Origin of the sequence: Streptomyces musisoli (assembly GCF_016741855.1) — a bacterium.
GTDB lineage: Bacteria > Actinomycetota > Actinomycetes > Streptomycetales > Streptomycetaceae > Streptomyces > Streptomyces musisoli.
Genome location: NZ_JAERRH010000003.1, coordinates 458644 through 481224 on the forward strand (window position 1 = coordinate 458644; position 22581 = coordinate 481224).

The following is a 22581-nucleotide window of genomic DNA, read 5'->3' on the forward strand; positions in this document are numbered from 1 at the left end:
ATGTACGCGCAACCGGTCGTTCACCATTCACTCCGGGTGATTGACGGCGGTCCGCGTGAACACCCCTCGGAATTGCTGTGAGTAAGTCCACAGATTCCCGTGAGCGGGTTTAGCGCCGCCGAAACCGCTTCGGCCGACGGCGCCCGGGCACCCGCACAGGCCCCTCCGAGGGCATCTGGCGCCCGGTATGCGCCCAGGTGGCACGGCCGTCCGGCGAAGCCGCCGCGGCACCCATGACCGCCGTCTTCCCGACCGCCCGGCGGGGTGTCCAGATCTTCACGTCCCGGTCGATGGGGGCACACGCATTCTTCATATGCGGCACGGCACTGTTACGGACGCGGCGAGAATACAGATCATCCGGGAGAGCATTGCCCCGTAATTCCACATCGAGATTCCTCAGCATTTCGACCTCGGCCGGGGTGAGTGCCCGATTCGTGGTGTCCGGGATCGGCTGAAGAAGTTTGTCGGGCGAATTGGGCGACGCCCGGAAGTGCGCGCGGTCCGCCGCGGTCACGGCCGTCGGCCGCGGCCGGGGTGTCCCGCTCCGGCCCGGTGACCGTGGCCCGGCGGTCGGCCGGCCGGTCGTGCCTGCCGGTCGTGCCGGTCGTGCCGGTCGTGCCGGTCGTGCCGGTGCCGGACGCCGGGGTGAGGCTTCCCGTAGGGCGGTCCGCACAGAATGTGCTCCGGCCAGGAGTCGTCACCTATGCGAAGACCGTTCTGCGCGTACTGCTGCCACGGCGGCCTGCGCGACGGAGAGGGCCGGGAGGAGCCTGGGGCCCGGCCGGGTCCCCGGCTAGCCTGGGCCCACAGCACGACGCCGTCGGGCAGCGGGTCGCCGGAGGCCACGCCGAGGGTGAACACCCGTCCGGGAGCGGTGTGCCGGCGGCGCGGCGCTGCCCCCCGCTACGGCCTGTAAAGCCCTTACGCCGCACGGGTTCTGACGGGAGTTGGGACGGGTCGGCAGGCACCCAGCGCCCTTCAGACGCAAAAAGCGCGACACGCAGCGGACCTTGAGTCCTCTGCGTGTCGCGCGGTCCGGCTCACCGGGGCGGGGCGGCATCGCCTCCACGGCCCCGGCCGGTGCGGCCGGTGTTCACCTCGTCGGCTGCCCGGCGGGCGGGCAGCACGTCCGCTCTACTCGAACGGGTCGAAGTCCTCGTACTCCCCCAGCGACTCGTCGCGCTCCGCCTGCTTGTCCCTGCGGCGCTGCGCCGCCGGCCGGGGCGCTTCGAACCGGTGGTCCTCGCCACGGCGGCCGAGCATCTCCGCACCGGCCATGACCGTCGGCTCCCAGTCGAAGACGACCGCGTTCTCCTCGGGGCCGATGGCGACGCCGTCGCCCGAGCGGGCGCCCGCCTTCATCAACTGCTCTTCCACGCCGAGGCGGTTGAGCCGGTCGGCGAGGTAGCCGACGGCCTCGTCGTTGTTGAAGTCGGTCTGGCGGACCCAGCGCTCGGGCTTCTCGCCGCGCACCCGGAACAGCGGCTCGCCGCCGCTCTCCTCGCGGGTGACGGTGAAGCCCGCGTCGTCCACGGCCTTGGGCCGGATGACGATCCGCGTCGCCTCCTCCTTCGGCTTCGCGGCGCGCGCCCTGCCGACCAGGTCACCGAGGGCGAAGGACAGTTCGCGCAGCCCGATGTGGGCCACGGCCGACACCTCGAAGACGCGGTAGCCGCGTGCCTCCAGGTCGGGGCGGACCATCTCGGCGAGGTCCCTGCCGTCGGGCACGTCGACCTTGTTCAGGACGACGACGCGTGGACGGTTGTCGAGGCCGCCGTACTGCCGCAGCTCCTCCTCGATGATGTCGAGGTCGGAGACCGGGTCACGGTCGGACTCCAGGGTCGCGGTGTCCAGCACGTGCACGAGCACACTGCACCGCTCCACGTGCCGCAGGAACTCCAGACCGAGGCCCTTGCCCTGGCTGGCCCCCGGGATCAGACCGGGCACGTCGGCGATGGTGTAGACGGTCGAGCCTGCGGTCACCACGCCCAGGTTCGGGACGAGGGTGGTGAACGGGTAGTCCGCGATCTTCGGCTTGGCCGCGCTGAGCACGGAGATCAGCGAGGACTTGCCGGCGCTGGGGTAGCCGACGAGCGCAACGTCGGCGACCGTCTTCAGCTCCAGGACGATGTCCTGGAGGTCGCCGGGCACGCCCAGCAGCGCGAAGCCGGGCGCCTTGCGGCGGGCGCTCGCCAGCGCCGCGTTGCCGAGGCCGCCCCGGCCGCCCTGCGCGGCGACGTACGAGGTGCCGTGGCCGATCAGGTCGGCGAGCACGTTGCCCGCCTTGTCCAGCACGACCGTGCCGTCCGGCACCGGCAGGACCAGGTCCTCGCCGTCCTTGCCGGAGCGGTTGCCGCCCTCGCCGGGCTTGCCGTTGGTGGCCTTGCGGTGCGGGGAGTGGTGGTAGTCGAGCAGCGTCGTGATCGACTGGTCGACGGTCAGGATGACGTCGCCGCCACGGCCGCCGTTGCCCCCGTCGGGGCCGCCGAGCGGCTTGAACTTCTCACGGTGGACGGAGGCACAGCCGTGGCCTCCGTTACCCGCGGCGACGTGCAGTTCGACGCGGTCCACGAAGGTGGTCATGGTTCAGTGCCTCCAGAAACTCACGGGTATTACCAATGTCAACACGCGAAAGGCGGACCCGCCTTCCCGAACGGGAAGTGAGGTCCGCCTCGCGAGCGTTCGGTGCTGAATCAGTCGATTCAGGCGACCGGAACGATGTTCACGACCTTGCGGCCACGGTGGGTACCGAACTCCACCGCACCGGCCTGGAGGGCGAACAGCGTGTCGTCGCCGCCACGGCCCACACCGGCGCCGGGGTGGAAGTGGGTGCCGCGCTGACGGACCAGGATCTCACCGGCGTTCACGACCTGACCGCCGAAGCGCTTCACGCCGAGCCGCTGAGCGTTGGAGTCGCGACCGTTCCGAGTGGACGATGCGCCCTTCTTGTGTGCCATTTCTCCTCAGTCCCTTACTTCGCAGCCGCGGGGATCGACGTGACCTTGATCGCCGTGTACTGCTGGCGGTGGCCCTGCCGACGACGGTAGCCGGTCTTGTTCTTGTAGCGCAGAATGTCGATCTTCTGGCCCTTGTGGTGGTCCACGACCTCGGCCTGGACCTTGATACCGGCCAGCACCCACGGGTCGCTGGTCACAGCGTCGCCGTCGACAACGAGCAGGGTCGAGAGCTCGACCGTGTCGCCAACCTTGGCGGTGGAAATCTTGTCAACCTCAACGATGTCGCCCACAGCAACCTTGTGCTGGCGACCACCGCTGCGCACGATGGCGTACACGCGGATCTCACTTTCGCTCGAAGAAACGGCACCCCCGCAGGCCAGTCACCCGGGAAGACCATGGGCGACCTCTCCCGGCCCGCCTTGCGTCCGGGAGGAAGAGGTTTACGGGGATGTGGCGTGTCAGTGGACACGCCGACGGTCAAGGTTACGGGGCCACGACCGAGGGGGTCAAACCGGGCCCCGTGGGTGTGTGGCCCGTCACTCGGAACGAGCCCCACGGGGGTGCGGCCGAACCGATCGCGAACGACCAAACCGGCCCTACGGACATGCGACCGACCCGACCACCAACGACCGGACCGGCCCCACGGACATGCGACCGACCCGACCACCAACGACCGGACCGGCCCCACGGGTGTGCGGCCGGGCCGGTCGGGAATGACCGGTCCGGCCGCACACCGCGGGCGTCAGCCCTCGTCGCCGGCGGTGGGGACCGTGGTGGTCTTCTTCGCCGTCGACTTCGCGGCGGCCGTCTTGGCGGTCTTCGTCGCCTTCTTAGCCGTCGTCTTCTTGGCGGCCGTCTTCTTGGCCGCGGTCTTCTTGGCCGCGGTGGCCTTCTTCGCCGGGGCCTTCTTGGCGGCGGTCTTGCGGGCCGCCTTCTTGGCCGGAGCCGTCACCTCGGCCACCTCCTCGGCCGTCACCTCGCCCGCCGGGGCCGCCTCGGCCGGGACCGCGGCGGCGGCCTCCGGTGCGGCCGACGGGACGACCACGACGGCCGTCTCCTCGGACGCGGTCGGCGCGGTGGCCTTGCGCACGGCGCGGCGGCGCGGACGGGCCGGAGCGGCGCTCTCGGCGGCCGGGGCCTCCGCGGGCACCTCCTCGGCGGCGGGCTCGGCGACGGCGGCCGGAGCCTCCTCCACGGGAGCCTCGGTCACCGTCACCACGGTCGCCTCGGCACCCGCGGGGGAACCTGCCGGAGCCGACACCTTCCGCGTCGCCCGACGGCGGGTACGGCCCTTGGGCGCGGCCTCCTCGGCAGCCGGGGCCTCGGCCTGCGGCGCCGGGACCACCTGGTCCTCGGCGGCCACCGGCTCGGCCAGCGCCTCGGCGGCCGGCTCCGGCAGCACCGGGCGCGCCGCAGCCTCCTCGGCGGTGACGTCCTGCGCGGTCGGCGCCTCGGCCGGCGCGGCCTGGGGCTCCTCGGCCTCCACGGGCCGCTCGGCCCGGGCAGCCCTGTCGCCCTTGCGGGCCTCGGCCTTCGGCGCACCCGCCGGAGCCGACGCCCGGCGGCTCGCCCGGCGCCGCGTACGGCCACGGGTGGCCGCCGCCTCCGCCTCGGCGACGCTGCTGTACAGCTCCTCGTCCGGCGCGAAGTCGGGCGCGGGCAGCGCGACCGGCTCGGCGGCCTCGGCGGCCACCTCCGCGGCGGTCTCCACCTCGGGCTCGACGGCCTCGCCGGTCTCGACGGCCACGGCTGCGGTCTCGTGCACGTGCTCCTGCACGTCACCGCCGCGGCCGCGCTTCTTGCGCTTGCCGCCGCCACCGCCGCCGTTCACGGTGGCGTGGTCCACGTGGACGATGACACCGCGGCCGTTGCAGTGGACGCAGGTCTCCGAGAAGGACTCCAGCAGGCCCTGTCCGACCCGCTTACGGGTCATCTGGACCAGGCCCAGCGAGGTCACCTCGGCCACCTGGTGCTTCGTACGGTCCCGGCCCAGGCACTCCAGCAGGCGCCGCAGCACCAGGTCGCGGTTCGACTCCAGGACCATGTCGATGAAGTCGATCACGATGATGCCGCCGAGGTCGCGCAGCCGCAGCTGGCGCACGATCTCCTCGGCCGCCTCCAGGTTGTTCCTGGTGACCGTCTCCTCCAGGTTGCCGCCCTGGCCGGTGAACTTGCCGGTGTTGACGTCGACGACGACCATCGCCTCGGTCCGGTCGATCACCAGCGAACCGCCGCTGGGCAGCCAGACCTTGCGGTCCAGCGCCTTGGCGAGCTGCTCGTCGATCCGGTAGGTGGCGAAGACGTCGACCTCGGAGGTCCACTTCGACAGCCGGCCGGCCAGGTCCGGGGCGACGTGCGAGACGTACCCGTGGATCGTGCCCCAGGCGTCGTCACCGCTGACGACGACCTTGGAGAAGTCCTCGTTGAAGATGTCGCGCACGACCCGGACGGTCATGTCCGGCTCGCCGTAGAGCAGCGTCGGCGCGTTGCCGCTCTTGGCCTTCTTCTGGATGTCCTCCCACTGCGCCTGGAGCCGCTCGACGTCCCGGCGCAGTTCCTCCTCGCTCGCGCCCTCGGCGGCGGTGCGCACGATGACGCCCGCGTCCTCGGGGACGATCTTCTTGAGGATGGTCTTCAGCCGGGCCCGCTCGGTGTCGGGCAGCTTGCGGCTGATGCCGGTCATCGAGCCCTCGGGGACGTACACGAGGTAGCGGCCCGGCAGGGAGACCTGGCTGGTCAGACGGGCGCCCTTGTGCCCGATCGGGTCCTTCGTCACCTGGACGAGCACGGACTGGCCGGACTTCAGGGCGGACTCGATGCGGCGCGGCCCGTTGGCCATGCCGAGCGCCTCGAAGTTGACCTCGCCGGCGTACAGGACGGCGTTGCGGCCCTTGCCGATGTCGATGAAGGCGGCCTCCATCGACGGCAGCACGTTCTGGACCTTGCCCAGGTAGACGTTGCCGACGTACGAGGTCGACTGCTCCTTGTTGACGTAGTGCTCGACGAGCACGCCGTCCTCCAGGACGCCGATCTGCGTACGGTCGCCGTGCTGGCGGACCACCATCACGCGCTCGACGGCCTCGCGGCGGGCCAGGAACTCGGCCTCGGTGATGATCGGGACGCGGCGGCGGCCCTGCTCGCGGCCCTCCCGGCGGCGCTGCTTCTTGGCCTCCAGGCGGGTCGAGCCCTTGATGGACTGCACCTCGTCGGACGGTTCGCTGGGCTTGCGCGGCTCGCGGACCTTGACGACCGTGCGCTCCGGGTCGTCGGCGGACGGCTCGCTGTCGGCGGAGGTGTCACCGGCCCGGCGACGGCGGCGACGGCGGCGCCGGCTGCTGGAGCTGGAACCCTCCTCGCCGTGGGCGTCCTCGGCGTCCTCTTCCTCCTGCTCGGCGGTGTCCTCGGCGTCCTGCGCGGCCTGTTCGGCGGCCAGTTCGTCGGCCTCGGCGTCCGCGCCCTCGCCGTCGGCGGCGTCACCGCGCCGGCGACGGCGTCCGCCACGGCGGCGACGGCGGCGCGAACCGGACTCCTCGAAGCCCTCGGCGCCCTCGGTCTCGTCGCCCTCCTCGCCCTCGGCGAGGTCCTCGGCGGGCTCCGGGGCCTCCTCGGCCTCCTCCGGCTGCTCCTCCTCGGCGGCGGCCTCGACCGGCCGGGTCTCCTCGGCGGCACCACGGCGGCGCCGGCGGCGGCGGGCGCCGGTCTCGGCACGCTCCTCCGCCGACTCCTCGGTCTCCTCCGTCCCGGCGGCCTCGGCGGCGGCCTCGGCGGCGGCCCGCTCCGGGGTCTGGAACCGGGGCTCGGCGAACACCGGTGCCTGGAAGACCGCGACGGCGGGGCGGGCGGGGCGGCGCGCGCCCTCGGACTCGGCGGACTCGGCCGCCGGCGCCGGCTCGGAGAACCCGGACGCGGCCCGTACCACCCGGCGCCGGCTGCGGCGCGGCGCGCCGGCCTCGGCAGCGGGGGCCTGCGGCGCCTGGGCGGCGGGGGCGGGCTCGGTGGTGTGCGTGGTCGCGGGGGCCTCCGGGGTGTGGGTGCGCGCGGACTCCTCCGCCTCGCCGCCCTTCTCGTCGGTCTCGGCCACGGCGGCCTCCTCGGTCACGGGGGCGCCGGCGGGCGCGGAGGCCCGGCGGGTGGCACGGCGACGCGTACGGCGCGGAGCGGCCTCCTCGGCGGCGGACTCAGTGACGGCGGCCTCCTCGGCGGCGGCCTCCTGCGACGGCTCCTCGACGGCCGGAGCGGGGACCGGCTGCACGACGGCGGCGGCCGGGGCCTCCTCCGCCCCGGTCACGGCGGCCTCCTCGCCCACGGGGGCGGCGGGGGCGGACACGCGGCGGGTCGCACGGCGACGCGTACGGCGCGGAGCGGCCTCCTCGGCGGCGGACTCAGTGACGGCGGCCTCCTCGGTGGCGGGCTCCGTGACGGCGGCCTCCTGCGACGGCTCCTCGACGGCCGGAGCGGGGACCGGCTGCACGACGGCGGCGGCCGGAGTCTCCTCGGCACCCTTCGGGGCGCCGGCGGGCGCGGACGCCCGGCGGGTGGCGCGGCGGCGCGGACGGGCGGCCGGAGCGGCCTCGGCGGCGGGCTCCTGCTCCTTCTCGGCCTCGGCGGTGGCGGCCGTGCCGGTCTCGGCGGCGGCCGGTACGTCGGACTCGGCGGCGGCCGGTACGGCGGCCTCGGCGGACGCGGGCGCCCCGGCGGGCGCCGACGCACGACGCGCCGCACGGCGCCGCGGCCGGGCGGCGGGAGCGGCCTCGGCGGCCTCCTCCGGCGCGGCGGTCCCGGCGGGCGTGGCGGCCTCCCCCGCGTCCACGACGGCTGCGGCCTCTGCGGCGGCCTCGGGGGCGGCGGCGGTCGGCGTGGCCGCGGTGCGGGTGGCCCGGCGGCGGACGCGGCGCGGAGCCGCCTCCTCGCCGACGACCACGGAGCCGGCCTCCGCGACGGCGGCGGGAGCCGGTTCGGCGGACGCGGCCGGTACGACGGTCTCGGCGGCCTCCGCGGACGGACCGGCGGGAGCGGACGCGCGGCGGGTGGCACGGCGGCGCGGACGTGCGGCGGGTGCCTCCGCGGCTGCGGCCTCCGCCGTCGGCGCGGCTTCACCGGTCTCTTCCGCCTCGGCGGTCACCTGAGCCTCTTCGGTCTCGGTGCCCTCGGTCGCCTCGGCGACCTCGTCGGCATCCGCGGCCGGTATGGCCGGCAGGGTGACCTCCTCGGGCGCCTCCGTGGCCGCGGCGGGCGGGCCCGCCGGGCGGGAGGCGGCACGGCGACGCCTGCGCGGCGGCAGGGTGTCGCTCGGAGTGTTCAGTTCGGAACCCTCGTTGGGTTCGGTCGGCTCGAGCATGCGGGCGTTTCTCCCGTCAGGCTCCCGGGCGCCGCGCCTGGTCCGGCGGCGGTCTCTGGGGACCGTCCGCCGTTGACGTCCGCGGCCCGCGCGATGCGCGATGGCCGCCGTCCGGGGCGCGGGCGCCGCACGGGAGCACTCTGTGTCCTGTCTCGCCGGTTCCGTACGCCTTGTCGGTACGGCCTGGCGAAAGTCTTCTGGTCGGTGCGCTGCCCGACCCAGGTGGCTCCCGAGTACGAGGGCGGCGCTACGACGTCCGTCCCTACGCGGGACCTTCCGGCGTCGGCGCCGTCGCGGCGGCAACCGGTGCGGCCGTCAGGGCCTCGGCTGCCTCGCGGTCGGGCGCGAGCGGGTCGGTCACCGTGCCGGTCTCTTCATCGAGCAGCCCCTGCGCCAGCCTGGTCACCGCTGCGGGGACCGGCGGCGCCAGGTCGGCCACGGCGCGGAGACCGGACAGGACGTCGTCGGGTCGTACGGCAGGCGTCACGTGCCGAACAACCAGCCGCAGTATCGCACAGGGCTGGTCGGTCGGCCTATCAGCCGGTGAACCGTGCGTTTCCAGGCTCACCACGGCCGGGCGTGCGTCGAAGGTGCGGACACCGTTCTTGGTCATCCGCTGGACCTCGACGGTCTCGGCCCGGTCGAAGGACTCGACCGCGCGCTCGGCGTCGGCCGGGTCGACACCGTCCAGCCGCAGCTCCCAGACGGAGGCCGTCAGCCGGTCGGCGAGACCGGGGGTCCGTGCCTCGACCGCCTCGATGACGTCGAGCCCGGGGGGCAGCGACTCGTCGAGGAGGACGCGCAGGGGCTCCGGGTCGCGCGATGCGGTGAGCGCGATCTCCAGGTACTCCGCCTCACTGCCCGTGCCGGTGGGTGCGGCATTGGCGTACGACACCTTGGGGTGCGGCGTGAACCCGGCCGAGTACGCCATGGGCACCTCGGCACGGCGCAGCGCACGCTCGAAGGCGCGCTGGAAGTCTCGGTGGCTGGTGAACCTCAGGCGGCCGCGCTTGGTGTAGCGCAGTCGGATGCGCTGCACCGCGGGTGCGGGCGGCGGGCCTTCGGGCTGTCGCTTGCCCAGTGTCCTAGTCCTTCGTGAGTGCGGTCGTACTCCTACCAAGAGTACGTGTGTCGCGGGCCACGGGTTCCCGCCGGTCCACCGCTTCCGGCTGCCGGGGTGCGCCGAAGAGCATCCTCCGGAACTCCGCGCGGGTCTGCCGTACCGTGTCGCGGGCCGAGGCCAGGGCCTCGCGTGCGACCCGCCCCACGGCGCGCATGCCCGCGGCGACGGGCCGCAGGACGGCGTCCCGTACGACGTGCCCGACCGGGGTGAGGACGGTCCGGTACACCCAGCGCACCGGCTCCACGAAGATCCACCGGAAGAGGGTCCCGAGCACCCGCCCGACGGCCCGCGAGATCCGCCCGGCGACCCGCCAGGCGTGCCCGAGGGCCTCCCCCACCTCGCGCGCGACCAGTGCGAGGAACCGGCCGACCGGCGCGAGCACCCAGCGCCACAGGGCGAGCGCGGGCAGGACGAACAGCACCCGCGCGGTCCGGTACAGGGCCAGGCCGACCCCGGTGACGAGCAGTCCCAGCAGCGCCCCGAGCCCGCGCGCGCACCAGGCGACGGCCCGGGCGACGGGTGCGAGGACCCAGGTGTACAGCCACCGGGCGGGGACGACGAACAGGTACCGCAGCAGCCAGGCGACGGCCGTGTACACCCCGATGCCGATGGCGGCCAGCACCGCGCCGACGCCCTTCAGCAGCCAGGTCACCGCATGCCCGGCCGGGCACAGCACGCGCGCGTACACCCAGCCGAGCCCCGCGCCCACGCCGCGTGCCAGCCAGGCGACGGCGTGCCCGACCGGGGTGAGGACGTACCGGTGGAACCACACCGCCGGCACGACGACCAGGACGTTGCCGAGCCAGGCGAGCGCCCTGCCGGCGGGGACCAGGACGTACCGCCACAGCCCCACGAACGGCCATACGAACAGGGCCCGGCCGGCCCACAGCAGGGCCCGCCCGAGCGGCCTGAGCACGGTGTCGCGCAGAATCCGCCCGGCGACGACGAGGGCGTCCCACACCATCCGCACGGGCACGACCAGCACGAGGACGACGATCCGCACGGGCAGGCGGACGGCGACGACGAGGCACCCTTCGGGCTGTGCCGGCGGAGGCGGCGGCTTCTGCAAGTCCATACCGGGGTAGACGCACGGAGCGCGCGTGCGGATCCGGCTATGTCGTGCGGGCCTTGTACGACTCCGGGTAGCGCGCCGTGAACTTCACGGCGACGACCAGCAGGGCGATGGGGACGACCCAGTTGAACCAGTCGTCCTGGGCGGGGTGGCGGACGGCCAGCCAGGTCGAGACGGCCATGAGGGCGAAGGCCGCTCCCCACACGGCCGTCAGCACCCGGTTGATGTGCCGGAAGACGGGTGAGTCCCACACCTCGGGGGGTGTCTGCTCCCGGGCGTACTGCGCGGTGAACGGGTCGGTGAACAGCGACCCGAGCGCCACGACGGCCACCAGCCCGTTCGAGATGACCTGGGCGTACTGTTCCAGCCAGTCGAGCTGTGCGCGGTCCAGGGCCAGCGCGAGGACCGAGAGCACGGCGAAGAACACGATGCCGGTGATGTCGAGGACGCGGAGCCGGCCGTGCAGCAGGTCCTGGCCCGACAGGACGATCGAGGCGACGAGTGCGGCGAGGGCCGCGTACTCCCAGGTGCTGGGGCCGGCGACCACGCCGAAGATGATCCACGGGGCGAACGAGAGGAAGACGCCGCCGGTGGTGACGGGCTTCCTGACCGGGGCTTTCGTCGCCGTCTGCCGAGCCATGGGGGTTCCTTCCGTCAGGTCCCGTGACACCCCCTCCTCTCCTATCGTGCCGCCGCGGGACTCGAGCCGCCCGGACGGATTAGCGCGCGGCTGCCGGGGCGGTCCGTCGGCCGACCGGTGGACGGGCACGGGAAGAAATGCCGGAGGGAATTCCGGACCGGCCGGGAACAGGGCGCAGCGCCGTCCGGGGCCGGGTCCGCCGACGGGCTGCAATTCTCCGCGCCGTGGAGGGGGCCGGGCACAGTGATAACCCTAAGAACCGCCCGGACCTGCGGCGGAACTCCCCACTCGGGCAAGGGGATACGCCGGTGGCTGCTTGTACTGGCCGCCGCCGCTCGATAAATTCACCGGCCGGTCCTTTTCCGCCGCGGAAAGAAAAACAGGTCCATGAAAACGGTCTGCCTTAATATGATCGTCAAGAACGAGGCGCATGTGATCCGGCGCTGCCTCGAATCCGTACGTCCCCTCGTCGACACCTGGGTCATCCTTGACACGGGCTCGACCGACGGGACCCAGGACGTCATCCGCGACACGTTCGCCGACCTGCCCGGGACGCTGTACGAGAGCCCGTGGAAGGGCTTCGACCTGAGCCGCACGGAGGCGATCGAACGGGCGCGGGACAGCGCGCGCTACCTGCTGTTCATCGACGCCGACGACGTGATGGAGACCGACCCCGGCTTCACCATGCCGGAGCTGACCCACGACTGCTACGACATCGAGGTGCGCCACGGTCCCGTCGTGCACTGGCGTCCGACGATGGTGTCGACCCGTCTGCCCTGGCGGTACGTGGGCGTCCTGCACGAATACCTGGACTGCGACGGGCCGTTCAGCCGGGCGACGCTGGAAGGCACCCGCATGGTCATCATGGGCGGCGGCGGCCGCCAGCAGGGCGGCGACCAGCGCACGAAGTACCTGCGTGACGCCGCCGTCCTGGAGGACGGGCTCGTCAAGGAACCGGACAACCCCCGCTACGTCTTCTACCTCGCCCAGAGCTGGCGGGACGCCGACGAACCGGCCAAGGCGCTCGCCGCCTACGACCGGCGCGCGGCCATGGGCGGCTTCGCCGAGGAGGCGTTCTGCTCCCGGCTCTACGCCGCCCGGCTCGCCCGGACACTCGAGCGTCCGACGGCCGAGGTCGTGTCCCGCTTCCTGGAGGCGTACGAGTACCGGCCCACCCGGGCGGAACCGCTCGGCGAGCTCGCCCATCTCCACCGTGTGCAGGGCGAACGCTGGCCGCTCGCCTACCTGTTCGCGCGCCGCGCGGCGGAGGTGCCCCAGCCCGACGACATCCTGTTCGTCGAGCACGGCTGGTACGACTGGCGGATCCTGGACGAGCTGGCGGTGTCGGCGTACTGGACGGGCGCGTACCGCGAGTCGCTGGAGTGCTGCGAGAAGCTCCTGGACGGCGGCCGGCTGCCCGAGGCCCACCGGGAGCGGATCATCGCCAACCGCGACTTCGCCCGCGCCAAGCTGTCGGTCGGCGCCCCCCGCCCCCAGCCGGCGTGACACCGGGCGGCTTCCCGGCGCTATCCGCCGTCGGGGTGCGGCAGGTCCTGCTCGGTCCAGATCGTCTTGCCGGTGGGCGTGTAGCGCGTGCCCCAGTGGTGGGTCATCTGGGCGATGATGAACAGGCCCCGGCCGCCCTCGTCGTCACTCGCGGCGTGCCGCAGATTGGGCGAGGTGTGGCCGGTGTCGGAGATCTCGCAGATCAGGCTGCGGTCGCGGATCAGGCGCACCTGGACCGGCCCGCCGACGTAGCGGATGGCGTTGGTGACCAGCTCGCTGACGATCAGTTCCGTGGTGAACTGGAGGTCCTCCAGGCCCCAGTCGCCGAGCTGTTTGCTGACGGCGGTGCGGATGGCGGCCACCGCCGCCGGGTCCGGCAGCAGCGCCCACTCGGCGTACTGGTTCCGGTCGAGCCGGCGTGTGCGCACGACCAGCAGCGTCGCGTCCACGTCCACCGGCCCGGGCAGCAGGGTGGTCACCGCCCTGTCGCACAGCACCTCCAGGGGCGCCCGCGCGCCGGCGAGGACCTGGCACAGCTGGGCGAGCCCGGCGTCACGGCTGTCGGCCGCCTGGAGGAGTCCGTCCGTGAACAGGGCGACGAGGCTGCCCGGCGCCAGCTCCAGTTCCATGCTCTGGTAGGGCAGGCCGCCGATGCCGAGCGGCGGTCCCGGCGGCAGCTGCGGGCACTCGACGGCGCCGGTGGACGGTGCGGCGACCGCCAGCGCCGGATCCCCGGCCCGCGCCAGGCTGCAGTTGCCCGACACGGGGTCGTACACCGCGTACAGGCAGCTCACGCCCCTGGCCTCGTCGGTGTGCGGCCTCCGGCGGCCCGGACCGGTTCCGGTCCTGCCCTCGTGCGCGGTCTGCTCGACCAGGTCGGCGAGCCGGGACAGCAGCTCGTCGGGGGCCAGGTCCAGCCGGGCCAGGACGCGCACACCGGTGCGCAGGCGTCCCATGGTGGCCGCGGCTCGCATCCCGTGGCCGAGCACGTCCCCGACGACCAGGCCGACCCGGGTTCCCGACAGGGGGATGACGTCGTACCAGTCACCGCCCACCCCCGACCCGCTGTCGGCGGGCAGGTAGCGGCTGGCCGAGTCGACGGCGGTGTGCGGCGGCAGCCGGTGCGGAAGCAGGCTCCGTTGCAGTTTGAGGGCCACGCCGTGGCCACGGGTGACCACCGGCATCAGCACGACACCGATCAGCAGGGCGCCCAGGCCCAGGACGGCGACCCCGCCGGTCCTGCCGAGCAGGGGCAGGTCGAGGGAGGTGGTGCCGTAGTCGGGGTCGGAGTAGACCACGAAGCCGGCGTACAGGAACAGCAGGAGCATCATCAGCCCGCCCAGCCCCGGCAGCAGCCCCTTGAAGACCAGGTCCCTGCCGCTGAGGGTGAGGACCTTGCGGTGGTACCAGACGCAGGCGAAGCCGGTCAGTCCGTACTGGAACGCGATCGCCAGACCGACCGCGTCGATCGAGTCGGCCAGGATGTTCCGGCTCAACGAGGTCAGCAGGAGCAGCACGGCGATCGAGGCCGCTCCCATGCCGACGGTCCCCCAGGTCGGGGTGAGGTACCTGCGGTGGAGCCGGGCGAACCGGGCGGGGACCGCCTTGTGGACCGCCATGGAGAAGACCGTCCGGGCCAAGGGCAGGATGGTGGTCTCGGCCGAGGCCAGCGCGGAGGTCAGCACCATGAGGACCAGCAGTCTCGACAGGAGCAGCCCGGTGTCGTCGCTCCCGAACGCGGCCTCGCCCAGTCCGGAGAAGACGTCGTCCGAGTTCTGCGTGTTGCCGAGCCCGATGCCCGAGGTGCCGACTCCCGCGAACGCCTGTGCCGAGGTGGACACGAACCCGTACACGACCAGGAGCAGCACGATGGACATGACCGCGGCGCGGCCGGGGATGCGCGTGCTGTCGACGGTTTCCTCGTTGACCGAGAAGGCGGTGTCCCAGCCCCAGTAGATGAAGACACCCGCGAGGATGCCCGAGGTCAGCGCCTTCGCCGAGGGCACTTCGAACGGGTTGAACCAGGAGGCGGAGACATGGATCGCCGTGGGGGGAGGGTCGACGTAGACCCGGAACAGCGCGACGACGGCGAACACCAGCAGCATCAGCACTTCCAGGCACAGCAGCCAGCGCTGGACCGCTGCCGAGAACTCGATGCCGACGTAACAGACCACGGTCAGTACGACGATCCAGACGAGGCCCGCCACGGTGGTCCACAGCCGGCTCTCCGCCAGGCCGTCCAGGCCCACCAGCCGGAATCCGTAGGCGGCGGCGATCACGGCGAGGTTCGCCATGACGATGATGTTGGCGACGATGAGGCCCCAGCCGCCCATCCAGCCGGTGCGCGGTCCGAAGGTGCGGGTGACCCAGGTGTAGGTGGTCCCGCAGTCGGCGTTGCTCGCGTTGAGTTCCCGAAACGCGTACGCGACCAGCAGCATCGGGATGAACGCCAGCATCGTGACGATGGGGGTCTGGAGGCCGACACCGGCGACGATGATGCCGAGCGTGGCGGCCAGGCTGTACGCCGGGCCGGCGGAGGCGAGGCCCATGGCCACCGAGGAGAACATGCCGAGGGCGTCGTTCTTGAGCCCTTTTCGGCCGACGCCCGTCCCGGGAGCGGGACGGCCGGGGGACTCGGCGCCAGCGAAGTGCCTCACACTTGATTCCAACGCCGGGCCGCTCGCCTCCGCAACAGCGCGGGGGCCGCGTGACGGCCGCCGGGGCCCGCAGCGAGTGGAGGGGTGGGCTTCGGCGAGGCAGGCTTGGTGCATGAGGTCGCCGTTGCGCTCATCCCCTCGGCCAGGAGCACGCGGTCGCGGCCGGGTCCTCTTCACGCTGATGCAGGCCGTGCCCTTCCTGATCGCGCTGGCCGTTCTGGTCATCGAACTGACGCCTGCGCACTTCCTCTACACGGGCCCCCTCCTCACCGCGGTGCCGGCGCTTGCGGCGGTGACGCTGGGGCCCAGGGGCACCGCCGCCGCCACGGCCTTCGCGCTGGCGATCGGCGCGACCACGGCGACCTACAACCACGCCTGGGGCACCCTCCAGGTCTATACCAATTTCCTCGCCCTGGGCCTGGTCGCCGTGGCCGGGTTCATCACGAGCAGTGCCGTGCAGGCCCGCAGGCAGCGAGAGCTCGACCAGGTCCGCCGCATCGCCGTGGCGGCCCAGGAGGTCGTGCTGCGGCCCGTGCCCGCACGGCTGGGCCCGGTGTCGGCGGGCAGCCTCTGCCTGGCGGCAGGGACCGGGGCGCGGGTGGGCGGCGATCTGTACGAGGCCGTGGAGACCCCGTACGGCGTCCGGATGATCGTGGGGGACGTCCGGGGCAAGGGGCTGTCCGCGGTGCGCGCCGTCGCCGTGGCGCTGGGCGCGTTCCGGGAGGCCGTGCACTACGAGGACGAGCTGGTGGAGGTCATGAACCGCTGCGCGGCCGCGCTGCGCCGGGAGGTCGCCGTGCCGGGTGCGTTCGAGGAGGAGGTCCGGCTGGAAGGGTTCATCACGGCGCTCGTCGCGCAGGTCCCGGACGAGCCCGTGGTACAGCTGATCAACCGTGGGCATCCGCCGCCCCTGCTGCTGCACCGGGGCAGGGCGACGCCACTGGTGCCGTCCGAGCCGTCGCCGCCCCTCGGCCTCGAGGATTTCGGCATGGACCTCCCCGCCAAGCCGGAGAGCTATCCGTTCGTGCCCGGTGACCGCCTGCTGCTGTACACCGACGGCGTCATCGAGGCCCGCGACCGGGACGGCGAGTTCTTCGCCCTGCCGGAGGCGATGGAACGGATAGGCGCCGGCACCTCGCCTCCGGCGTTCCTGGAGCAACTGCACCGGGCGCTGGTCCGTCACACCGGGGGCGATCTGGCGGACGACGTGGCGATGATCGTCACCGACCGGCACGCCACCGGACGGGGACCGGTGTCCCGCCAGGCGGGCGTGCCCTAGCGATCGTCCGGGCAGCCGGATCGCGGCCCCCTCCCCGGGAGGCCGGGCTCGGGACCACCGTCCGGTACGTGGGGCCCCGCGCAGGGGGTTTTCGTCCCTGCCGTACGGGCACACGCCAGGGAGACTGCGCGGAGGTACTGACATGAGTGCCGGAGAACGGGCCAAGGCGAAGGCCGAACAGGTGGTCGGGAAGACCGTGCGCAAGGCGGCCCACGCGGTGCACAAGGAAACCCTCGCCGCAAAGGGCGCCGCCCTCGAGGCGCGGGGCAGGATGCGCGGCGCGAAGGAACAGGCCAAGAGCTCCTTCAAGCGCTGACCGGCCGGGCCGCGGGAACTCCGGGTCAGTGCTCGACGACGCGGACGTCTCCCGGCTCGGTCTCCAGCGCCGGGCGGTTGAACAGCAGCAGGCAGGCGAAGAACAGCCCGCCCGCGACCAGCAGGCCCACCACGATCAGCACGGGGACGAGCGCCTCGTCCGGTGACACCAGGATGACCAAGACGCGAGCGTCCACACCAGCGCGCACACCGCGACCGGCAGCTCGAACCGCCCCAGGTCGAAGGCGCCCTTCTTGCGGTCCAGCCGCCGGCGCACCGTGAGGTACAGGACGATCGTCGCACCGTAGATGATCGCCGGCAGGATCGTGGACGCCGTGATCAGCTTCAGCAGCGCGGCGCCCGGCAGCGCGACCATCAGGGCGAGGCCCACGACGAGGATCAGCACCGTCGCGGGGATCGGCGTCTGTGTGCGGGGGTTGACCCGGCGCATGAGCCGGTGGGCGGGGAAGCGCCCGTCGCGCGACATCGCGAAGACCATCCGTGAGCACGAGGTCATCACCACGGTCCCGGCGCCGAAGAAGGCGATCGCGACGGCCACCAGGAGCACCCTCTCCATCGGCGGCCCCAGTTGCTCACGCATGATCGCCGCGACGGGCGACTCGCTCGCGGTGATCCGCGGGATGTCCTCGATCGCGATGGTGAGGCAGATCAGGAACACGATGCCCAGGACACCGGCGGCCACGACGGACCCCACGATCGCGCGCGGGACGCTGCGGAAGGGATCCTTGGCCTCCTCGGCCAGGTTCGCCGCGGAGTCGAAGCCGACGAGCGTCGCCAGGCCCATGATCATCGCGATCATCAGGCCGCCGCCGACGTCGAAGTAGTGGGGGGCGTTCTCGGTGATGCCGCGGGAGGTGAGGTTGCCGGCCGCGCCACGGCCGGTGACCGCCACCGCGATGGCGAGGGCGAGCGCCACCACCACGACCAGCGCCAGCTCCAGCCCGACCGCGCACGTGTTGATCAGGCTGACGAGGCGGGTCGAGGCCACGACGACCACGGCTTGGACCAGCAGGAGCACCAGGGTGATCACCCGCGCGGTGTCCTCGTCCGGCCGCATGCCCACGAGCGGCATGAACGCCTGGCTGGCGAGCGCGTTGTCGATCGCCACCACCGCGATGGCCAGGTAGCAGAAGCTCAGCCAGCCGAATCCCCAGCCGATCTTCGGGTTGGCCAGTCGCGAGGCCCACTGGTACGACGAGCCGCTGAGCGGGATGCGCCCCGCGAGCTGCGCCACCACCAGGGCGACCAGCACCTGGCCCACCGTCGCGACGACCCACAGCCAGATCCCCACCGGCCCCGCGTTCTGCAGTACGTCGTCGTAGGTGGAGAAGATGCCGACCGCCACAGAGATGAACGCGAACGAGATGGCGAACACCTGAAAGGGGCCGAGCGTCCGCTTCAGCTCCTGCTGGTAGCCCCCGAGGGCAGCGGAGTCCTCGGGGTCCCCGGAGCCCGGCGAAGCCGCTCCCGCCACTTCGGCACCCGCCTTCCGTCACACCCCGCCGTCCGGCCGGGACCCTCGCACTGGTACTCACACGGGCCGAGACTCCGACCGACCATCCACGAACTTTCCCGTACATATAAGACACACGTACGGCACCTCTGCACCCGGGGATCGGTACCGTCACCCGCTCGGCACGGCAACCCGAAGGGCTCTGCCGTCCGCACGGGTGACACCCGCCACCGCGTGCGGCCGCCGCGCGGAAGCGCGAAGGCAGGTCGTCAGGTCACTCGTTCGGCATCGACCGATGGTTGCCCGGCCCCGGGACCCGCACGATGACGAGGAGAGCTGCGCCCGCACCGGGCCGGCCGGCACGCCTGCCTCGGCGGGCTTGGATCACCCGTCGCTTCCTCGGAGGACGCAGTGGGACACGCTGTCGGTGATGTGCTGGGCCTGGCCGCCGGTGTGGCCGTCAGCCCGCTTCCCATCGTGGCGATCATCCTCGTCCTGGCCACCCCCCAGGGGCGCCTGAACGGCATGCTGTTCGCCCTCGGCTGGGTGCTGGGGCTCGCGGCGCTCGGCGCGATCATGCTGGCCGTCGGCGGCGCGGGCGGATCTTCCGTCCACAAGCAGCCGGCCACCTGGGTCGGAGCCCTCAAACTCGCCCTGGGCGCGCTCCTCGCCCTCTTCGGCGCCCGGCAATGGCGGCGCCGCCCCAAGGACCCCTCCCAGACACGGCTCCCGAAGTGGATGGCGGCGATCGACCGGTTCACGCCCGTCAAGGTCCTCGGCCTGGGACTGCTGCTCTCCGCGGCCAACCTCAAGAACGCGCCCCTGACCATCGCCGCCGGCGCCTCGATCAGCTCCGCCGGGATCCCCGTGCCGCAGCAGATCGGAGCCATGGCGATCTTCGTGGCCATCGCCTCCCTCGGCGTCCTCGCGCCACTCGCCGTCTATCTGTTCATGGGCGAACGCGCGAAGGGCATCCTCGCCAACTGGCGGGACTGGGCCGCGCAGCACAACGTCGCCGTCATGGCCGTCCTCTTCTTCGTGCTCGGCCTCAAGCTCCTCGGCGACGGCATCGGCATCCTCGCCGGCTGACCCCGGCCCGCCTCAGCCGGCGCTCCTCAACCCGGCCCGCGTCAGCCGGCGCTCCTCACCCCGGCCGGCCTCAGCCGGCGCTCCCGGCCCCGGCCCGCGTCAGCCGGCGCTCCCGGCCCCGGCCCGCGTCAGCCGGCGGCCTGCTGCTCGACGAGCAGATGGACCGGTCCTCGCAGGATGGGGCTTCGCCGGTACGGCGGTGGGTCGGTGACCAGCCTGGGCCCGTCGAGGTGGCGTACCAGCGCGGTCAGCGCGATCTGGGTCTCCAGCCGGGCGAGCGGGCCGCCGAAGCACAGGTGGATGCCGCTGCCAAAGCCGAGGTGCTGGATGTCGCGCCGGTCGGGGTCGAAGCGGTCGGGCTCGTGGAAGCGGTTCGGATCGCGGCTGCCCGAGGCCAGCATGAGCATGATCTGGGAACCCTTGGGGATGACGGTGTCGCCGACGGTGATGTCGCTGTACGCCGCCCGCCAGGGAATGATGTGCACGGGGGGCTCGTAGCGCAGCAGTTCTTCCACCAGCGGCACCACCAGGTCCGGTTCCTCGCGCAGCCGTCGCAGCACCTGCGGGTGGCGCAGCAGGGTGAGCATGCCGTTGGTGATGAGGTTCACGGTGGTCTCGTGGCCGGCGATCAGCAGCAGGTTGGCGGTGCTGACGATCTCCTCGTCGGTCATCCGTCCGTCCGGCCCGTCGTCGTTGGCCATCCGTGTCAGCAGGTCGTCGCCCGGTCGGCCGTGGCGCTTCTCCAGCAGCCCGCCGAGGTACCGACGCAGGTCCTTGCGGGCCTGCAGCCCGTTCTCCAGTTTCTCCTTCGGGTCGGTCTCGGGGTTGTAGTCGATCGAGTCGACGAGGGCTTCCACCCACAGGTGGAAGCGCGGTTCGTCCTCGCGTGGCACGCCGAGCAGGTGGCAGATCACGGAGACGGGGAACGGGTAGGCGAAGTCGTCGACGATGTCGATCTGCTCCTTGCCCGCGAAGCCGTCGATCAGAGTGCCGACGATGGCGGTCAGGTCGCCTTCCGCTCCGGCCACCAGCCCCGGGGTGTGCGGGGGGCCGAAGTGGCGCATCGCCATGCGCCGCAGGCGGTCGTGCTCGGGCGGGTCGAGGTTGATGAACGCCGGCGTGGCGTCCCCCTCGTGCGTGGGCATCGGATGCGACAGATTGCGGACGTCGGAACTCAGGTGCGGGTTGTGCAGCAGGTCCGCGATCTCGCGGTAGGTGCTGACGACGTAGCTGCCGTCCTCCTGCGCAGCCACCGGCGTCTCGCGCAGCTCGGCGTAGAGCGGGTACGGGTCGGGCCGGGAGGAGTAGTCGAGGATCCGGCGCAGCGTGTCGGTGGTCTGGGTCGTGGTCATCTCGCTCCCCTCCTACCGGTGGTGCTGCTGCGCGGCCGTGACCCGCCGCTCACCGGGGTCATGTCCGGTGACGACGACGGTGGCGCCCTGGGCGAGCAGCTGGGGGCCGGGGAAGTCGACCGGCACCGGTTTCGTGTCGGCGGGCTGGTCGGGGGTGGGGCACGGCGGCGGGAAGGGCGCGGCCGTCTCGATCAGCTTCCGGTAGTGGTCCAGCCACTTCGCGTTGTCGAAGCTGACCGCCGCGGTGACCCGGCCCCGGTAGCCGTAGACGGCGACGAAACGGTGGTCGGACACCGACCCCTGGGAGACGATCACCTCGTCGGCGAAGGTCGGCACCCCGACGGACTTGATGTTGACGCCGAACTGGATCGACCAGAACACCGGGAGGGTCAGGTGGGGCCAGCGGTCCGCCTGGCCGTTGACCATGTTGTGGGCCGCGACCTCGGCCTGCTCCACGGCGTTGGCCCAGTGCTCCAGCGAGATGAGCCGGTACTCGTAGACCGGGTTCGGGCAGCGTGCCACGTCCCCCGCGGCGAAGACGTCGTCGGTGACCAGGCCGTTGAGGTCGAGGGCGCGGCAGCCCGTGTCGCAGGCGATGCCCCAGACACCCGCCGCCAGCCCGGAGCCCCGCAGCCACTCGGTGTTGCGGATGCCCCCGAGCGCGACCACCGCCACGTCGGCGTCGACCGTGCTGCCGTCGTCGAAGTGGGCACGGCAAAACCGTCCCTGCGCGTCGCCCTCCAGCCGGGTCACCTTGACGCCGCAGCGCAGGTCGACGCCGTGAGCGCGCTGCATGTCCGCCGCGACGTCACCGATCATGGCGCCGAGCGCCCCGACCAGCGGGGCCGGCGCGAGTTCGGCGACCGTCACCTCGATCCCCCGCTCACGGCAGATGGAGGCGATCTCGGAGCCGGTGAAGCCCGCCCCGATGACCAGCACCCGGGAGGGCCCGGCGGCGAGGGCCCGCTGAAGCCCCTCGGCGTGCTCGCGCGTCCGCAGGACGAACACCCCGTCCAGCGCTGCCTCGCTCTCGACGAACCAGGGCCGGGCCCGTACCCCGGTGGAGATCAGCACCCGGTCGAAGGGGATGTCGCGTCCGTCGGCGAGACGCACGTGGTTGGTGGCCAGGTCCAGCCCGCTCGCGGGCACACCCAGCAGCCACTCGGCGTCGACGTCCCGGCGTCGCGGCAGTGTGGTGCCGTCGGCCGCCACCCACCCCGTCAGCACCTGCTTGGACAGAGGAGGCCGGTCGTACGGCTCGCCCAGCTCGTCGCCGATCATCGTCAGCGAGCCGGTGAAACCCTCCTCGCGCAGGGTCTCCGCGGCCCGCAGCCCCGCCAGTGACGCCCCGACGATCACGATGCGGCCCTCGCGCTTGAACGCTTGCAGGTTGTCGGCGCTGGTCATGACCTCGACGCCTCCACCGGTGCCTCCCGGCCCTCCAGCCGGTCGACCAGAATCGCCTGGACCGGGCAGGCCGCCGCCGCGCGCAGCACCCGGTCGCGCTGGTCGTCGTCGGGAGCGGGGTCGTACATCAGCGCTTCCTCGCCGTGCATCCGGAACGCGTCCGGAGCCAGGAACGCGCACTGCGCGTATCCCTCACACCGGGAAAGATCGACGACAACTCTCATCCCGACCTCCACAGGGACTGCAAAGTGCGGATCCTGGAGCCGGCGCCGCTCCGGCGCACAGGTGCGAGACAGACAGGGAAGGAATCCGGCCGTTGCCCACCTCTGCGGACCGCGAGGGGCGCACCGCGCTCGTCGGGTCTCCACAGAA

At 72.6% G+C, this 22581-nt stretch carries 18 protein-coding genes; 4 read left to right on the plus strand and 14 right to left on the minus strand.

Annotation, left to right across the window (positions count from 1 at the left end):
- Positions 1–510: 510 nt before the first annotated feature.
- The 8 genes from JK361_RS42940 to JK361_RS10390 form a co-directional block, all read right to left on the minus strand.
- Positions 511–861, minus strand: coding sequence for a hypothetical protein (locus JK361_RS42940; protein WP_504739903.1), 351 nt, complete (start codon positions 859–861; stop codon positions 511–513).
- Between the two features lie 273 nt (positions 862–1134).
- A complete protein-coding gene (gene obgE, locus JK361_RS10360) occupies positions 1135–2583 on the minus strand; it encodes a GTPase ObgE (protein ID WP_201815436.1) in 1449 nt (482 codons plus the stop codon).
- A 119-nt stretch (positions 2584–2702) separates the two neighbouring features.
- A complete protein-coding gene (gene rpmA, locus JK361_RS10365; RefSeq protein ID WP_023550764.1) occupies positions 2703–2957 on the minus strand; it encodes a 50S ribosomal protein L27 in 255 nt (84 codons plus the stop codon).
- 14 nt (positions 2958–2971) lie between these two features.
- Positions 2972–3292 carry a 50S ribosomal protein L21 gene (gene rplU, locus JK361_RS10370; protein WP_030749991.1) on the minus strand — a complete coding sequence of 107 codons (321 nt, stop codon included), beginning with the start codon at positions 3290–3292 and terminating at the stop codon, positions 2972–2974.
- Positions 3293–3699: 407 nt separating this feature from the next.
- Positions 3700–8295 carry an Rne/Rng family ribonuclease gene (locus JK361_RS10375; RefSeq protein ID WP_201815437.1) on the minus strand — a complete coding sequence of 1532 codons (4596 nt, stop codon included), beginning with the start codon at positions 8293–8295 and terminating at the stop codon, positions 3700–3702.
- Between the two features lie 262 nt (positions 8296–8557).
- On the minus strand, positions 8558–9334 hold the full coding sequence (locus JK361_RS10380) for a TIGR03936 family radical SAM-associated protein (protein ID WP_201815438.1): 777 nt from the start codon (positions 9332–9334) through the stop codon (positions 8558–8560).
- Positions 9335–9380: 46 nt separating this feature from the next.
- Positions 9381–10493: a hypothetical protein gene (locus JK361_RS10385; RefSeq protein WP_201815439.1), complete on the minus strand. Its 1113-nt coding sequence runs from the start codon at positions 10491–10493 to the stop codon at positions 9381–9383.
- Between the two features lie 37 nt (positions 10494–10530).
- Positions 10531–11130 carry a DUF3159 domain-containing protein gene (locus JK361_RS10390; protein ID WP_201815440.1) on the minus strand — a complete coding sequence of 200 codons (600 nt, stop codon included), beginning with the start codon at positions 11128–11130 and terminating at the stop codon, positions 10531–10533.
- Between the two features lie 408 nt (positions 11131–11538).
- On the opposite strand from JK361_RS10390, the gene JK361_RS10395 reads away from it, so the two are divergent.
- On the plus strand, positions 11539–12636 hold the full coding sequence (locus tag JK361_RS10395) for a glycosyltransferase (RefSeq protein WP_201815441.1): 1098 nt from the start codon (positions 11539–11541) through the stop codon (positions 12634–12636).
- 20 nt (positions 12637–12656) lie between these two features.
- On the opposite strand, the gene JK361_RS41185 is transcribed toward JK361_RS10395, so the two are convergent.
- Complete coding sequence (locus JK361_RS41185) at positions 12657–15293, minus strand: amino acid permease (protein ID WP_372448700.1); 2637 nt, start codon at positions 15291–15293, stop codon at positions 12657–12659.
- A gap of 181 nt (positions 15294–15474) precedes the next feature.
- Between JK361_RS41185 and JK361_RS10410 the strand changes: the two genes are divergently transcribed.
- Entirely contained in the window at positions 15475–16572 is a 1098-nt protein-coding gene (locus tag JK361_RS10410; RefSeq protein ID WP_307787235.1) for a PP2C family protein-serine/threonine phosphatase, read from the plus strand.
- A 142-nt stretch (positions 16573–16714) separates the two neighbouring features.
- A complete protein-coding gene (locus JK361_RS10415) occupies positions 16715–16888 on the plus strand; it encodes a hypothetical protein (RefSeq protein WP_201815443.1) in 174 nt (57 codons plus the stop codon).
- Between the two features lie 25 nt (positions 16889–16913).
- Here JK361_RS10415 and JK361_RS10420 read toward each other — a convergent pair whose 3' ends face one another.
- Together JK361_RS10420 and JK361_RS10425 are read right to left on the minus strand one after the other, a co-directional pair.
- On the minus strand, positions 16914–17069 hold the full coding sequence (locus JK361_RS10420; protein ID WP_201815444.1) for a hypothetical protein: 156 nt from the start codon (positions 17067–17069) through the stop codon (positions 16914–16916).
- Positions 17024–18382 (minus strand): APC family permease, encoded by a 1359-nt coding sequence (locus tag JK361_RS10425; protein ID WP_201815445.1) that lies wholly within the window; start codon positions 18380–18382, stop codon positions 17024–17026. Before JK361_RS10425 ends, JK361_RS10420 begins: the two co-directional genes overlap by 46 nt.
- A 390-nt stretch (positions 18383–18772) precedes the next feature.
- On the opposite strand from JK361_RS10425, the gene JK361_RS10430 reads away from it, so the two are divergent.
- Positions 18773–19450 carry a GAP family protein gene (locus tag JK361_RS10430; RefSeq protein WP_201815446.1) on the plus strand — a complete coding sequence of 226 codons (678 nt, stop codon included), beginning with the start codon at positions 18773–18775 and terminating at the stop codon, positions 19448–19450.
- Between the two features lie 128 nt (positions 19451–19578).
- On the opposite strand, the gene JK361_RS10435 is transcribed toward JK361_RS10430, so the two are convergent.
- From JK361_RS10435 to JK361_RS10445, 3 genes are read right to left on the minus strand one after another with little or no spacing between them, the layout of a single operon-like run.
- Positions 19579–20802, minus strand: a complete 1224-nt coding sequence (locus JK361_RS10435) for a cytochrome P450 (RefSeq protein WP_201815447.1) — start codon at positions 20800–20802, stop codon at positions 19579–19581.
- A 12-nt stretch (positions 20803–20814) separates the two neighbouring features.
- Entirely contained in the window at positions 20815–22209 is a 1395-nt protein-coding gene (locus JK361_RS10440; RefSeq protein WP_201815448.1) for an NAD(P)/FAD-dependent oxidoreductase, read from the minus strand.
- Positions 22206–22433, minus strand: coding sequence for a ferredoxin (locus JK361_RS10445; RefSeq protein ID WP_201815449.1), 228 nt, complete (start codon positions 22431–22433; stop codon positions 22206–22208). The genes JK361_RS10440 and JK361_RS10445 overlap by 4 nt, the downstream gene beginning before the upstream one ends.
- Positions 22434–22581 lie beyond the last annotated feature (148 nt).